Source organism: Hoeflea sp. Naph1 (genome assembly GCF_046837775.1).
Taxonomy (GTDB): Bacteria; Pseudomonadota; Alphaproteobacteria; order Rhizobiales; family Rhizobiaceae; genus Hoeflea.
The window spans coordinates 2,886,091-2,900,271 of record NZ_CP177286.1; the positions used below are offsets into that span (position 1 = coordinate 2,886,091).

The 14,181-nt window shown below is 58.3% G+C and carries 19 protein-coding genes; 6 read left to right on the forward strand and 13 right to left on the reverse strand.

The features are described 5' to 3' along the window. Positions 1-129: 129 nt before the first annotated feature. From tgt to ACK6D9_RS13865, 8 genes are all read right to left on the reverse strand, one after another. Positions 130-1,263, reverse strand: a complete 1,134-nt coding sequence (tgt, locus tag ACK6D9_RS13830) for a tRNA guanosine(34) transglycosylase Tgt (protein ID WP_412048954.1) — start codon at positions 1,261-1,263, stop codon at positions 130-132. Then, the gene (gene queA, locus ACK6D9_RS13835; protein WP_412048955.1) at positions 1,260-2,336 is read right to left on the reverse strand and encodes a tRNA preQ1(34) S-adenosylmethionine ribosyltransferase-isomerase QueA; all 1,077 of its coding nucleotides are present in this window, start codon (positions 2,334-2,336) and stop codon (positions 1,260-1,262) included. Before queA ends, tgt begins: the two co-directional genes overlap by 4 nt. Positions 2,337-2,407: 71 nt before the next feature. Beyond that, the gene (locus ACK6D9_RS13840; protein ID WP_322990224.1) at positions 2,408-2,923 is read right to left on the reverse strand and encodes a peptidylprolyl isomerase; all 516 of its coding nucleotides are present in this window, start codon (positions 2,921-2,923) and stop codon (positions 2,408-2,410) included. Between the two features lie 21 nt (positions 2,924-2,944). After that, on the reverse strand, positions 2,945-3,511 hold the full coding sequence (locus ACK6D9_RS13845; RefSeq protein ID WP_322990225.1) for a peptidylprolyl isomerase: 567 nt from the start codon (positions 3,509-3,511) through the stop codon (positions 2,945-2,947). A 102-nt stretch (positions 3,512-3,613) separates the two neighbouring features. After that, positions 3,614-4,105: a pantetheine-phosphate adenylyltransferase gene (gene coaD / locus ACK6D9_RS13850; protein ID WP_412048956.1), complete on the reverse strand. Its 492-nt coding sequence runs from the start codon at positions 4,103-4,105 to the stop codon at positions 3,614-3,616. Between the two features lie 201 nt (positions 4,106-4,306). Next, positions 4,307-4,570, reverse strand: coding sequence for a DUF1488 family protein (locus ACK6D9_RS13855; RefSeq protein ID WP_322990227.1), 264 nt, complete (start codon positions 4,568-4,570; stop codon positions 4,307-4,309). A 31-nt stretch (positions 4,571-4,601) separates the two neighbouring features. Next, entirely contained in the window at positions 4,602-4,742 is a 141-nt protein-coding gene (locus tag ACK6D9_RS13860; protein ID WP_322990228.1) for a hypothetical protein, read from the reverse strand. A gap of 23 nt (positions 4,743-4,765) precedes the next feature. Continuing rightward, positions 4,766-4,978, reverse strand: a complete 213-nt coding sequence (locus ACK6D9_RS13865) for a hypothetical protein (protein ID WP_322990229.1) — start codon at positions 4,976-4,978, stop codon at positions 4,766-4,768. 473 nt (positions 4,979-5,451) lie between these two features. Here ACK6D9_RS13865 and ACK6D9_RS13870 point away from each other — a divergent pair, with 473 nt between their 5' ends. Continuing rightward, positions 5,452-6,363, forward strand: a complete 912-nt coding sequence (locus ACK6D9_RS13870; RefSeq protein WP_412048957.1) for a transglutaminase-like domain-containing protein — start codon at positions 5,452-5,454, stop codon at positions 6,361-6,363. Between the two features lie 131 nt (positions 6,364-6,494). Continuing rightward, positions 6,495-6,632 carry a hypothetical protein gene (locus ACK6D9_RS13875; RefSeq protein ID WP_322990231.1) on the forward strand — a complete coding sequence of 46 codons (138 nt, stop codon included), beginning with the start codon at positions 6,495-6,497 and terminating at the stop codon, positions 6,630-6,632. Positions 6,633-6,750: 118 nt separating this feature from the next. On the opposite strand, the gene ACK6D9_RS13880 is transcribed toward ACK6D9_RS13875, so the two are convergent. After that, positions 6,751-7,656 (reverse strand): LysR family transcriptional regulator, encoded by a 906-nt coding sequence (locus tag ACK6D9_RS13880; protein WP_412048958.1) that lies wholly within the window; start codon positions 7,654-7,656, stop codon positions 6,751-6,753. A gap of 97 nt (positions 7,657-7,753) precedes the next feature. Here ACK6D9_RS13880 and ACK6D9_RS13885 point away from each other — a divergent pair, with 97 nt between their 5' ends. From ACK6D9_RS13885 to ACK6D9_RS13895, 3 genes are all read left to right on the forward strand, one after another. Continuing rightward, positions 7,754-8,044, forward strand: a complete 291-nt coding sequence (locus ACK6D9_RS13885) for a putative quinol monooxygenase (RefSeq protein WP_267652591.1) — start codon at positions 7,754-7,756, stop codon at positions 8,042-8,044. Positions 8,045-8,119: 75 nt separating this feature from the next. After that, positions 8,120-8,947 (forward strand): SDR family NAD(P)-dependent oxidoreductase, encoded by an 828-nt coding sequence (locus ACK6D9_RS13890; RefSeq protein ID WP_412048959.1) that lies wholly within the window; start codon positions 8,120-8,122, stop codon positions 8,945-8,947. After that, a complete protein-coding gene (locus ACK6D9_RS13895) occupies positions 8,944-9,954 on the forward strand; it encodes a zinc-binding alcohol dehydrogenase family protein (protein ID WP_412048960.1) in 1,011 nt (336 codons plus the stop codon). The genes ACK6D9_RS13890 and ACK6D9_RS13895 overlap by 4 nt, the downstream gene beginning before the upstream one ends. Positions 9,955-10,050: 96 nt before the next feature. On the opposite strand, the gene ACK6D9_RS13900 is transcribed toward ACK6D9_RS13895, so the two are convergent. The 4 genes from ACK6D9_RS13900 to ACK6D9_RS13915 form a co-directional block, all read right to left on the reverse strand. Then, positions 10,051-10,422: a VOC family protein gene (locus ACK6D9_RS13900; protein WP_412048961.1), complete on the reverse strand. Its 372-nt coding sequence runs from the start codon at positions 10,420-10,422 to the stop codon at positions 10,051-10,053. 91 nt (positions 10,423-10,513) lie between these two features. After that, the gene (locus tag ACK6D9_RS13905) at positions 10,514-11,218 is read right to left on the reverse strand and encodes a helix-turn-helix transcriptional regulator (RefSeq protein WP_412048962.1); all 705 of its coding nucleotides are present in this window, start codon (positions 11,216-11,218) and stop codon (positions 10,514-10,516) included. Positions 11,219-11,396: 178 nt separating this feature from the next. Next, positions 11,397-11,798 (reverse strand): DUF1801 domain-containing protein, encoded by a 402-nt coding sequence (locus tag ACK6D9_RS13910; RefSeq protein ID WP_412048963.1) that lies wholly within the window; start codon positions 11,796-11,798, stop codon positions 11,397-11,399. Between the two features lie 426 nt (positions 11,799-12,224). After that, positions 12,225-12,602 (reverse strand): membrane lipoprotein lipid attachment site-containing protein, encoded by a 378-nt coding sequence (locus ACK6D9_RS13915; RefSeq protein ID WP_412048964.1) that lies wholly within the window; start codon positions 12,600-12,602, stop codon positions 12,225-12,227. A 248-nt stretch (positions 12,603-12,850) separates the two neighbouring features. Between ACK6D9_RS13915 and ACK6D9_RS13920 the strand changes: the two genes are divergently transcribed. Further along, the gene (locus ACK6D9_RS13920; RefSeq protein WP_412048965.1) at positions 12,851-13,972 is read left to right on the forward strand and encodes a helix-turn-helix transcriptional regulator; all 1,122 of its coding nucleotides are present in this window, start codon (positions 12,851-12,853) and stop codon (positions 13,970-13,972) included. The last annotated feature ends 209 nt before the right edge of the window (positions 13,973-14,181 follow it).

The window sequence follows — 14,181 nt, forward strand, 5'->3', positions numbered from 1 at the left end:
TTCGACCCGGTGGACACCGGGTCGCTGGATCCTGGATCGGTGTCCGGGATGACGGGGAATGTGAAGGCACTAACCAGAAAACGGGATCTTGAGGCGCACCTGCAGGACAGAATCAGGCAGCCAGCCCCCTCACCCCAGCGGCGCGATATCGCCTCTGCCCCAGGCTTCTTGCGTCTCGGCTGAGAAATCCTCAAATCGCCTGGCCTCTATCGACGCGCGGATGCCTGACATCAGGTCCTGGTAGTAGGACAGATTGTTCCAGGTAATCAGCATCATGCCCAGAATCTCGTTGGAACGGACCAGATGGTGCAGATAGGCGCGGGAATAGTCGCGCGCCGCCGGGCATGAGCTTTGCTCATCCAGCGGACGATGGTCCTCGGCGTGGCGGGCGTTTTTCAGGTTGATCTTGCCGTGGCGGGTAAAGGCCAGGCCGTGGCGTCCGGCGCGGGTCGGCATCACGCAATCGAACATGTCGATGCCGTGGCCGACTGATTTGAGAATGTCATCAGGCGTGCCGACGCCCATCAGGTAGCGCGGTTTTTCACGCGGCAGCAGCGGACAGGTGACATCGAGCATGTCGAGCATCACGTTCTGCGGCTCGCCGACGGCAAGGCCGCCAACCGCATAGCCCTTGAGATCGAGGGCAGCCAGGCCTTGCGCCGAGCATTCCCGCAGCTTGGGGATATCGCCGCCCTGGACAATGCCGAACATCGCCTTGCCGGGCTGGTCGCCAAAGGCGGTTCTGCAGCGCTCGGCCCAGCGCAGCGACATTTCCATGGCGCGCTCGATCTCGCTCTCCGATGCCGGCAGCCGCACGCATTCGTCAAGCTGCATCTGGATGTCTGAGTCGAGCAGTCCCTGAATTTCAATTGAGCGTTCCGGGCTCATCTCGTGGCGCGAGCCGTCGATATGCGATTGAAAGGTAACGCCGCGTTCGCTGATCTTGCGCAGCGCCGACAGCGACATCACCTGAAACCCGCCGGAATCGGTCAGAATCGGTTTTGGCCAGCGGGCAAATTCATGCAAGCCACCAAGCTTGGCCACCCGTTCGGCACCGGGGCGAAGCATCAAGTGATAGGTGTTGCCGAGGATGATGTCGGCACCCAGATCACTGACCTGGTCCATGTACATGGCCTTGACCGTGCCGCCGGTTCCCACCGGCATGAAGGCCGGGGTGCGAACCGTGCCGCGCGGCATGGTGATCTCGCCGCGACGGGCCTTGCCATCGGTGGCAAGCAGCTTGAATTCGAAATTTTCGGTCACGGCTGGCTCCGGAACAACAGGCTGGAATCGCCATAGGAATAGAAACGGTAGCCCGTGTCGATGGCATAACGGTAGGCTTCGCGCATGGTCTCAAGGCCTGAGAATGCCGAAACCAGCATGAACAGCGTCGAGCGCGGCAGGTGAAAATTGGTCATCAGCACGTCGACGGCGCGAAAAGAGTAGCCCGGGGTGATGAAGATGTCGGTCGGGCCCGACCATGCTTTGATGGTGCCATCCTCGTCGGTGGCGCTTTCGAGCAGCCTGAGCGAGGTGGTGCCGACCGAGACAACCCGCCCGCCGGCCGCATGAACCGCGTTGAGCGCCTCGGCGGTTTCTGCGCTGACATGGCCGATTTCCGAATGCATCAGATGCTCCGCGGTGTCATCGACCTTGACCGGCAAGAATGTGCCTGCACCGACATGCAGCGTGACGAAATGGCGCGAGACACCGCGGGCGTCAAGCTGGGCAAACAGGTCCGGCGTGAAATGCAGCCCGGCGGTGGGGGCTGCCACCGCGCCATCCTCGCGGGCGTAAATTGTCTGGTAGTCGAGCCGGTCGCGCTCGTCCTCGCCGCGCTTGGAGGCGATATAGGGCGGCAGCGGAATATGCCCGGTGGCCATGATCGCCTCATCGAGCGCCGGGCCAGAAAAATCAAAGATCAACTCGATCTCACCGCCCTCGCCGCGGTCTCCCGCCGTGGCGTCAAGCACGCCGGCCATGCAGGCCTCGCCGGAGCCGCCAAAATGCAGCCGGTCGCCTTGCTTGATCCGCTTGCCCGGGCGAACAAAGGCCTTCCAGCGGTCCGGGCCTGAGCGCATGTGCAGCGTTGCGGAAATGCGTTGCTGGTTGTCGTCGCGAATGCGAAAGCCTTCGAGCTGCGCCGGGATCACTTTTGTGTCGTTGAACACCAGCGCGTCGCCCGGTTCCAGCAGGTCGGCCAACTGGTTGACGCTCAGATCAGCGAGATCGCCCGCGGCGTCAACGCGCAGAAGCCGCGCAGAATCACGCGGGTTTGCAGGTCTGAGCGCAATGCGGTCGTCGGGAAGATCGAAATCGAAAAGGTCTACGCGCATCGGTGCGCCTCATAAAAAACGCGCGGGATTCGTGTGCCTATAGGCACCGGATCCCGCGCGTATCAGGTGTTTTAAGCCGTGGTGTCGGCTGCGACCTTGACCGAAACGATCTTGTCGGGATCGGCCACCGGCTCGCCGCGCTTGATCTTGTCGACATTTTCCATGCCCGACGTCACCTGGCCCCAGACCGTATACTGACGGTTGAGAAAGCCGGCATCGCCAAAGCAGATGAAGAACTGCGAATTGGCCGAGTTGGGATCCTGCGACCGCGCCATCGAACAGGTGCCGCGGGCGTGGTTCATGTTGGAAAACTCGGCCTTCAGGTCGGGTTTGTCCGAACCGCCCATGCCGGCGCGGCTCGGGTTGAAATCCTTGCCGTCGGACTTGCCGAACTTGACGTCGCCAGTCTGCGCCATGAAGCCTTCGATGACGCGGTGAAACACCACACCATCATAGGCGCCTTCGCGGGCCAGTTCCTTGATCCGCGCAACATGGCCGGGAGCCAGGTCGGGCAGCAGTTCGATGGTCACCTGGCCCTTGGTGGTTTCCATGATGAGCGTGTTTTCGGGATCCTTGATCTCCGCCATGTGTCTCTCCTTGTTGAAATTCTAGCCGCCGGAGCGGACCTTGATCATGCGATCCGGATTGTCGACCGAACCATTGTTGTTGGCATCGCCAAGCTTGATCTTGTCGACGTTTTCCATGCCCTTGATGACCTTGCCCACGACGGTGTACTGGCCGTTGAGGAAGTCGCCATCGGCGAACATGATGAAGAATTGTGAATTGGCAGAGTTGGGGTCTTGCGAGCGGGCCATGCCGACCGTGCCACGGACAAACTTCCGATCGGAAAACTCGGCCTTGATGTCAGGCTGCGACGATCCGCCGGTGCCGGCCCGGTTGGGTGTAAACCCGTCTTCCATGTCGCCGAATTCGACGTCGCCGGTCTGGGCCATGAAGCCTTCGATCACCCGGTGAAAGGCAACATTGTCATATTCGCCGGCATCGGCCAGTGCCTTGAGCCGTGCCGCGTGCAGCGGTGCGACATCGTCAGCCAGTTCGATGACCACATCGCCGGTTTTCAGCGTAATGGTCAGCATCTCGGCTGCGGCGGCAAAGGATGTCGAGACCAGGCCGAAGGCCAGAGTCGCGGCGATAAGTAGACGTGAAGAACGCATGATGGCTCCAAAAAAGTGCAGCGGCCGGGGCTTGCAAGCCCGGCGGCAATCGTTTGACACACCGACGCAGGCTTGGCAACGCTGCGGCGAAGGCGATCGGACTTACGAAATCCGTGCTGCGAGCGCTTTTTTCACCACAGCCGGAACAAACGGCGTGACATCGCCGCCCATCTTGGCGATCTGACGCACAAGCGTGGCGGTGATATGGCGGGTTTCGGGAAAGGCGGGCACAAACACGGTTGTAATGGCTGGCGCCATGGCACGGTTCATACCGGCCATCTGGATTTCATAATCGAAATCGGTGCCGTCGCGCAGGCCGCGTACCAACACGCTGGCGCCGGCATCGCGCGCCGCGTCAACCACCAGTCCGTCAAAGGAAACCACCGAAATATCGCTGGCGCGGCCGGAAAAATCGGTCTGCACAAGATCGGCGATCATGCCGGCGCGTTCATCAAACGAAAACATCGGCGCCTTGCCCGGATGCACGCCGATGCCGATAATCAGCTGGTCGCACAGCGCCAGGGCCTGCTCGAGCACATCAATATGGCCGTTGGTCATCGGATCGAATGATCCGGGATAAAATGCCTTGCGCATGGAAAGCTTCCCTTCAGACAATGGCTCTTGCCGCATCAAGGCCTTTTGTCATGTCAGGTCACTGCCATCAAGGCTAAGTCGCAGGCGGGAGCCCACTGGGTAGCAGTCAAATTGCCGCTTCTGGTGAAAGACGGCTGCCACCGGCGCCTGCCCGGTGGGCAAGCGCCAAGGCTCGGAGCGTCCGAACCCACCAGTTGGCTGCTACAGGTCGGTGACCGACAAGCGGATCAGCGACTTGCGGCTGCGCTTGTAGACCCGGTCGGCAATCGACTGGATCTGTTCGCGGCGTTGATCAAAGGTGGTCAGATAGGCGTTGAGCGCCATGCTATTGGTGCCCGCCATCTTTTCGAGCGCCGGCAATTCCATCAGGAACCGGATTTCCATGACACCGTCATGGCCCGAAAAACGGATGAGGTCAGCGTCCTCGTCGATATTGCGGGCCTGATTGGGGAATCCAAGCGTCATGAGCAGGTGCCTCCGGCACCGATAATGGCGCTCACTTCTTGGCCTTCTTCTGAAACGGATTTGTCTCCAGAGACTTCACCGCGCTGCCCGCTGTTGCGGTCGCCTTGACCTCGGTTTTAGCCTTCTTCGGCTTTCGGATTTCCTTGCTTGAACGCATTTGACCTTTAGCCATGACGTATCCTGTCTCGATGTGCGCTAAGCGCTTGTTTGAGTATCGACAAGTTCCAGATTGCTGCCCTGTTCCACACGTTCGTGGTCGAGGTCTTCATTGCGGATTCGGTATTGCGGCTGGCCCTGATTGTCGGGCAACCTCATCAGAATCTTGAAATCGGCGGGAACTCGCGGCGACAATCCGACCCGTGACTGGAGCGTAACGTGCTGCCCCGTGGTGAAGATGCCTTTTGCCATAGTCATGAGTCCTTGAGATGTGAAGCACCGCCACCCGAAAACTCCGTTGAACGATGCTCGGGCCTTCTGGCCCGGCTTCAAATGCCGATTGTACAGTGAGAGCGCGATCGGAACTGCTGTGCATATAACAAGCGAAAGATGCCGACGATCCAAATGGGGTCGCTGACATCGCGCGTCTGGCCGTCTGCGGTCTCACCATGCATTCGAATTGAGGCTTATCAAAGGCGCAGACGCAGTTTGCCTTCAATTTGCCACATCTTTGCCGCAGCGCACCGCCACATGTTTGCCGCACCGCACCCAAAGTGTGCTAGGCTGAATTTTCTGGGGTGCAGGCCATTGCCGCTGTGTGTTGTTTCAACGGAACCGAATGGCGCCCCTGACGTTGCATGCCCGTATACCAACTGCATTCAACAAAACTTGCATCGCCGCCGCAGCGGTTTTCGCACCTCTCTCACCAACAGAAAGCGCCGCTCATGCTGATCAGGTTTGGATTTGAAATTTCGGTGACCTGCACACAGCCGGTGCCGATGTTGCTGGCACTGTCGACCCACACCGAATTTGCTGGCCGGCTGATCGGTCTTGATCAGGTCCGCTCCGACCGTGCGGCGCCGATTTCCGAATATGTCGATACCTATGGAAACCGGATTTCGCGCACGGTAGCGGAACCGGGCTGGACCACCTTCTGGTCTGACTGTGTCGCCGAAGTTGACGGCCAGCCTGACAATATTCCCTATGGCGCGATCCAGCACCGGATCGAGGACCTGCCGCACGAAACACTGAATTTTCTGACTGCCAGCCGCTATTGTGATTCAGACAGCCTGGCCAATTTTGCCTGGGCAAATTTCGGCGGCACCAACGAGGGCTGGGACCGGGTCGCCGCAATATGCGCCTATGTTCATAACCATGTGACGTTCGGCTATAAATTCGGCCGTCCCGACAAGACAGCGCGCGATGTGCTGGAAGAAAAAAGCGGCGTATGCCGTGACTTCGCCCATCTGGGCGTTTCGCTGTGCCGGGCCATGAACATCCCTGCCCGCTATGCCAGTGGCTATCTTGGCGATATCGGCGTTCCCGATACCGGGTTTGACGATTTCTGCGCCTGGTTCGAGGTCTATCTCGGCGGACGCTGGCACACGGTCGATGCCCGCTACAATGCCCCGCGGATCGGCCGCATCCTGATGGTGCGCGGCTCGGATGCCTCCGATGTCGCCATGATCACCTCGTTTGGCGCCTATCAGCTGGCCAATTTCCGGGTCTGGACCACCGAGATTGATGGTCAGCCTACCGATTCCGAACTGTTGTCGAAGCTCGAAACCCGGCCTGAGCCCCGCGCTTCCGGGCCGGATTTCGGCTCTGCGGTACCGGGTGCTGTGCATCTGATCTGATGCCTGAAGTCCGCTCGGCTTAAGACCGAGCAGCCTTGCAGCGGGCACAAATATGCGTGTCAAAAGTGTTCAGGTTCGGTTCAGACGCCATTTGCGATGATGTCTTCAACACCGAATGAGAGGACACCGACATGACTTTGGCCCTGGCACTGCTTTCCCTGATGATCGTGATGCTTTTCAGCGCGCTGGTGATCGGCGCCATACGGCAGTCGATGCCGCGCCCTGCCAACACCCCGGTATGGTCGCATGACCGCGGCGCTCGTCGCTGATCGGCGCTTGCAAGTCAAACAACACCGAAGCCGCCCGCAGCGGCTTCACGCTTCCCTTGATACAAACCGCCCACCGGCAGAACCGCCCCGCGGCGCCTCCAGCATTGGCTCCCGGCACTCAGCCTTGTTGCAGCGGTTCGGAAGCCTGAAATATCGCTGACATTCGGTCGGCCAGCGCCCGCACCCGTCGTGGCTGAGCCCGGCTGGGTGGAAACAGCATTTGCAGCGGCGTTGCCGGCGGCGCGTAATCGGTCAGCAATTCGACCAGATTTCCGGCTCTGATATCCGGCCCCACATCCAGCTCCGACTTGAGAATGATTCCGTGACCGGCAAGACACCATTGCCGCACCAGCGCGCCGTCATTGGCCACTCGGTCGCCTCGCACGGTGACAATCTGCGGCATCGCCCCGCGGCCCAATCTCCAGACATTATCGAGATTGCCGCCAAACCGCATCACCAGGCAATTATGTTGTTTGAGATCGACCGGTTTGTCGGGCGCGCCGTATTTTTCAATATAGCTCGGCGCGGCGCAAACCACGCGGCGGCGCAGGCCAAGCGACCGAACCCGCAGGGAACTGTCGATCACCGTTCCGAACCGCAGGGCGATGTCAAACCCATCGCCGACCAGATCGACAAAGCCATCAGACAGCATCAGATCGACCGAGATCGCCGGGTGATCCGAGAGGAACCGGTTGATCTCGTCGGAGACCAGCGTTCGGCCGATATCGCTCGGCGCGCTGATCCGGATCGGTCCCGACAGGGTTTCGGCGCCATGCCGGATGCTGGCCTCGAGATCGGCAACCTCGCCAAGCACCTGTTTGGCCCCCTCGACCAGCGTCCGGCCTTCCTCGGTCAGACTGATGGCGCGTGTGGTTCGGTTCAACAAGGCAACGCCATAATGGGCTTCGAGCGCGGCAAGCCGTTCCGATACGGTGGTCGAGGATAGCCCCGCCTCGCGACCGGCAGCCGTCAGACTGCCCTTTTCAACGATTTGCAGGAACAGGGCGATATTGTTGAGCAACATTGTACGGCTTATCCGGATTATGAATTTGCACCATGCCCGTTTATCCGGCTGTGGCAAGCAGCTACTTCCACAACATCATAAACTTGGAAACCCGCCCATGACCACGCTGACCATCGTCGCAAACATTCACGCCAATCCAGACCAGACCGAGCTGGTCAGAGCGGAGCTCGAAAAACTGCTCCCCATCACCCGTGCTGAAAACGGCTGCCTGCAGTACGATCTGCACCGCGACAACGACAATCCGGCGCATTTCATGTTCTTCGAAAAGTGGGAATCGCGCGAATTGTGGCAGACCCACATGAATGCGCCGCATCTGGCTGCCTATATGAAGGCCACCGACGGCGCCGTTGCGGAATTCATTCTCAACGAGATGAGCAGCATCGGCTGATCAAGCCGGCTCCTTTGGCCGCCGGCACGATTTCGAACTTTACCGGCGGCAATCGCATTCAGGAAAGGCTATCTCATGCACAAGACCATTCTCATTACCGGCGCCACCGACGGCATCGGTTTCGAAACGGCAAAGATGCTGGCTGCCGATGGCCATCACCTGCTGGTACACGGGCGCAACCCGGACAAGCTGCGGCACGCGCAAGCGACGCTTTCGGCGTTGTCGGATGACGCCCGCATCGAGACATTTCTGGCCGATCTCTCGCATATGTCCGACGTCAAGGCGCTGGCAGTCGCGGTCACTCAAAAACACACCCATCTGGATGTGCTGATCAACAACGCCGGCGTTTACACCGCCGCCGACCCGCGTACCGATGACGGGCTTGATGTGCGTTTTGCGGTCAACACCTATGCACCCTATCTACTCACCCGACTTTTGTTGCCGCTGTTTGACGCATCGGGACGTGTGGTCAATCTGTCTTCCGCCGCCCAGGCTCCGGTTGACCTGCAGGCGCTGGCCGGCAAGGGCCAACTCGGCGATGGCGCAGCATACGCGCAAAGCAAGCTGGCGCTGACAATGTGGTCGCGCAGTCTCGGACTCGAGCTCAGCCAAACCGGCCCGGCGATCATTGCCGTCAATCCCGGCTCGATGCTTGGCAGCAACATGGTCAGGCAGGCGTTTGGCGTCGCCGGCGGCGATCTCCGCATTGGCGCAGACATCCTTGTTCGCGCGGCCCTTTCCGAGGAGTTCGCCTCGGCAACAGGGACCTATTTCGACAATGATTCCGGGGCCTTTGCCGCCCCTCACCCCGATGCACTCGATCCCAACAAGTGCGCCGAAATCATCCGCGTTATCAAGACCGTTCTGGCCGACCTACCCAATACGAATGGAGAAATTCAATGAAGGCTGTTGCCCTGACACACTATTTGCCGGTCGAAAATCCGGATGCATTTCTCGATGTCGACCTGCCCAAGCCGACAGCCACCGGCCGCGATATTCTGGTCGCTGTGAAGGCGGTTTCGGTCAATCCGGTCGACACCAAGGTCCGCGCGCCCAAGGACAAGGTTGAAGAGACCCCGCGGGTAATTGGCTATGACGCCTCCGGCGTGGTCGAGGCGGTCGGCCCCGATGTGACCTTGTTCAAGGTTGGCGACGAAGTCTTTTATGCCGGTGACATCACCCGTCCAGGCACCAACCAGCAGTTCCATCTGGTTGACGAACGCATCGTCGGCTTCAAGCCCAAAAGTCTGGGCTTTGCCGAATCCGCAGCGCTGCCGCTGACCACGATTACCGCCTATGAGGCCTTCTTCGACCGTCTCGGCATTGACCGTGAAGGTGCCGACAAGGGCGAGAGCGTTCTCATCATCGGCGCCGGCGGTGGCGTCGGCTCGATTGCGATCCAGCTTGCAAAGGCCGCCGGCCTCGTGGTGATCGCCACCGCGTCGCGCCCGGAAACCACCGCCTGGGTCAAACAGCTTGGCGCCGACCATGTCGTCAATCACCGCGAGGACATGGTTGCACAGGTCCGGGCACTCGGATTCCAGCATGTCGATCATATCGCCATCTTCAACGACATGCGCCATTGGCAGACGGCGGTTGAACTGATCCGCCCCCAGGGGGGCATCGTTTCGATCGACGACACCGACCTGCCGATGCCGATGGACGGCATGAAGATGAAGGCGGCCAGCCTGCATTGGGAATTCATGTTCGCGCGCGCCATGCACCAGACGCCCGACATGATCGAGCAGCACAGGCTGCTCAGCTATGTCGCAAGCGAAATTGACGCCGGGCGCATCCGCACGACGCTCGACACCGTGCTGAGCCCGATCAACGCGGAAAACATGCGAAAAGCCCATGCGTTGATCGAGACCGGACAGGCCAAGGGCAAGATCGTCGTTGAGGGCTTTTGAGCCAGGCGTTGCCTGCGACACGCCTAGAAAACTGAATAGTTGACGGCCCGACCGATGGAAAAATCCGTCGGCCGGGCCGTTTGCGCTACATTGCGTTCAGCGGTTGGTGCTGGCCACCGCCCGCACCCGGTGCCCGTCCGGATCGGCTGCCACGAATGTATCGCCGAACGGCATTTCGACGGGATCGAGAATGATCTTGTGGCCCTTGGCGACCCAGTCCGCATGCCGTTTCACTAGGCTTTCCCGATCGGCGACATTGAAGGAAATCTCGCTGGCGCCGGGCGCGCTCTGTCCATCAGGATCAGCTTCCGACGCAGCCCACAGTCCGAGCCGCACACTGTCGCTGAGCGGCAGCATGGAAAACACCGGATTGGACTGGACCAGCGGCCGCTCAAGCAGCGCGGAATAGAACGCCCCGCTGGCAACGGGATCGGCGACGTGCAGCACAACCATGTCAAATTTCAGCATCTTATCGTCTCCATCTGGTTCAAACAGGTCTTGCGACTATCGATGGAGATTACGATTTCATGCTGCCGGAAAATGTCAGCAGTAAAGCGAATCAGCCATCCGGTTTTGAACGCAGCGGAATGCCCTGCTTGATCTGCCAGGCCTTCATCAGCGCGGCGCGGCGTTGCGGGTAGGTTTCGGCTTCCACCCGCAGACCGGCGATTCTGTCAGCGCGAAAATGCCGAAAGTCCTGGCGCAGCTCGCACCAGGCGACAATCACCCGAACCCTGTCGAAAAACGCCAGCGCAATCGGCCAGATCGTCCGCTCGCTGCATTGACCCACCGCATCGGCATAATCGATCGCCAGCTTGCGCTGCCGCCGGATCGCCTCGCGAATGGTCGGCAGTTCGGTCTCGCCCGCGGCAATCGGCGCACCGGGTGCGACCAGCAAGGTGCTGTCATCAAGACCGGCCTTGAGATCGGCGGGCAACACCGCGGCGATCTTGACCAGCGCGTTGCGCGCCGCCTGACCAAGCGATGTATCGGTCCGCTCCGCCACCCAGCGCGAGCCGAGCACCAGCGCCTCGATCTCTTCTTCCGAAAACATCAGCGGCGGAAGCATGAAACCGGGTTTGAGCACGAAGCCGACCCCCGCCTCCCCGTCAATCGCAGCCCCTTGCGCTTTGAGCGCATCAATGTCGCGGTAAACCGTCCGCAGCGACACACCCAACTCATCGGCCATCCGCTGCCCGCTGACCGGACGCTTGTGGCGGCGGAACAACTGAATCAGATCAAGAAGACGTGCGGCGCGGGACAAATGTGGGCTCCAGGAACAATGCGGGCAATTTGCCTGCCTACCAGATCCTACTGCCAGAATGTGGCAGGAGGAAACATGCTTGTTCACTCTCATGCGGAGACGCCATGCGCATCAGATGGGTAGCCGCCACTTCTATGCGGATTTGATCGACAACCAGATCTCGCCACATCGCTGGCTGTTATTCAGCCTTTGCCATTTTCGTTGTCTTCGCCGTTTTCTTCTTGGCTTGATTGAACTCGATCGCCGCGCGGATCAGGCGCTGCAGCGCCGGTTCATCAACCGCGTCACCCTCGAGAAAATCGATCGCGCGGCGGGTGTTGCCGCGGTCGTCAGCATTGAACAGCTTTTCCGGGTCCGGCAATCGCGCGCCATGCATGAAGGTGAGCTTGACCTTGGCCTTGTGGGCATTGCCGACCGCAATTATGCCGTCGCGCGACCAGACAGGACTGCCCATCCATTTCCATTCCTCGATGATCTCCGGGTCGGAAGCCAGAATGGCCTTGCGGACTATTGCCAGCGTGTCGCCACGCCAGTCGGCGGTTTCAGCAATCAACTGATCAATCTGCTCGGATGGGGTCATGGGTTCCTCTCGAATCTATCGCGTTTCGTTTGACTAGCCGGCATTGATCCAGCGTGCGGCTTGGCGGGGCCGGAGCATTGCCTTTCACCCTATATGCGCCGCTGGTCGAAGGATGCTCTCATCCGTTTGCGGCGTGAGAGCGGCGGTGCGATCTGCCGAGACAGGACAGAAGATTATGTGGGGCCATAGCCGCTGTCGAGCAGCCTGCCGATTAGCGACCGTTTTGCCGAGTGGTATCAACAGATGGATGCAGCAGCCAGGCCATCCACCGGCCACAGGCTGTTCGTTAGCGCCCAGGAAAATGATTTGGGACTAACAACTTGAGGGAACACCGAATTCAGGCCAAGGCAATGGAAAAAAAAGCAGCCTGCACGGCGTTAGGTACCGTACAGACTGCAAGTTTATCGTTTTCCCAATCGTTCGAAATTACAATTGATTTCCAGATTTTGTATCGGCATTTGCCTGCCATTCATACGGGGCGCGATCACCATCACCCTGAAGCGATTGAGCCCAACTCTTGCCGTCTTTTTTGTAGTACTGCCAGCAGAACGGCCCATCTTCAGTGACGTTGCAGAATTTTCCAGGCTCCGCAGTCCAGTTGGTCTGGTAGCGCTTCCCTTTCCACTTCAATATCGAACTTCCGTCATGAGCAAAATAGACCCCGTCTCCGCCGGGCCACGTCCACGTGCGACCAGATAACTGCGCCTTTATTTCGTCAGTTGAATATGCAGTTGCACCAGATGGAATGCTTTGGCATCCAGCCAATACCGCGAGTGCGGTGGCTATAATCAGTATTCGTCTCATGTTCCCACCCCCGTTTGATTGCCTATGTCTTTGAGCAGATCGAAGTCAAAGAGAGTTTTATTAGGTTCCAGCTATCATAATGAAATTGTTCATTCATTGAGGAAGCATCAGTATTGAGCTGAAAGTACATCAAGAGACATATTATTGACTGAGAGGAAAATGTAGCCCCATATGGGGGGCAGTCAAATGTCAAAAATTGTGCGGCGCAATGTGACCTGTGGTTTTTTCTGTTTGATCGGAGGCAATAAATGTCACTGTATGATGCCGAGCACTTAGATCGAACCTCGTCTGAGTTAATAGAGGCGATCGAACAGGCTGCATGGAACAAATGTGATTGGAATATTGTTACCGATATATTTACATCATATTTTCCTGGTGCACGTGCGATATTATTAAATCACGACAAACTACACCAAGAACTATGTTTTTCACGCCAGAGCAACTTCGACCCATTATTTATCGATTCGTATAATCAATACTATGCATACAAAAACCCATGGATCGACGTATGGAGCGATAAAAAATCGGGCACCGTACTCATTGCGGAAGAAAATTACCCGGCACGAATGTATCGTGGAACCGAGTTCTATGAAGATTGGATACTACCTCAAGCAGAGGTTGAGGGTGCCGTTGGTTTGAAGATCGAAGGTGATGATGATTACCTCATGCATCTTCCAATTCATTATCCGCTGGCCATGACTAAGCTATACGACAAGCCGGTTGCGGAAGTCTTGCGGCGGATTAGAACGGCTTTACTCGATGCAGTCAGGGTAACACGGACCGCGGGTAAGGCTTGGGAGGCGGCAGCGTCCGCAACAGCGACCCTGAGTTCAAGGGAGTCGATTTTCATTGTCGACGAGGAAGGTCGGCTCAAGAACGGTAATCAGTGTGCAGAAGAAGCCTTGATCCGCGGCACAGTTTTTTCTCGTGCAGAGCGGCTTCGCTTCGGCAATCCTACGACCGATAAATGGTTCTCTATGCTGATCAAGACCAGGCAAAGTTCGGATTTCATTGGTAGATCGTGTCACGTCTTCCCCACGAGGAGCGGTGACCTTATGATTGAAGTTCTAGCTCTGCCTAAGCCTGAGTGGCCGTTGCTTCCAAGAAGCAAGCGTCTGTTTGCGGTTATGATCCGAGATGTATCAAACATACGCGTGCAAGGTATGAAGCTATTTTCAGAACGGTTCCGCTTAACCCGGTCTGAAAACGACCTGTGTTCCCTGCTGGCTCAAGGGCTTTCCATTCGAGAAGTCGCCAACACACTTGGATTGGCTGAAGACACTATACGAAAGCGTACGAAATCAATCTTTCAGAAAACGGACACTCACCGTCAAGGACAGTTGATAGGTTTGATAAATAAATACCTGTGAACGGTGACTGGTCGAGAGTGCGCCAATGTCGATTGGCAAGGGACACCTCATGTTCCCAGTCTCGGAGATTGCGGTGAATTCAAATTTCCCGCCCGCTTCCACCTTGTGGCGCATTGCACCAGACGTCCGCTACTGATTATCCCGCCTCCTGCCACTCGCTGCACCCAATAAAAAAACCGGGGATCTCTCCCCGGTTTCTCAAAGCAAGG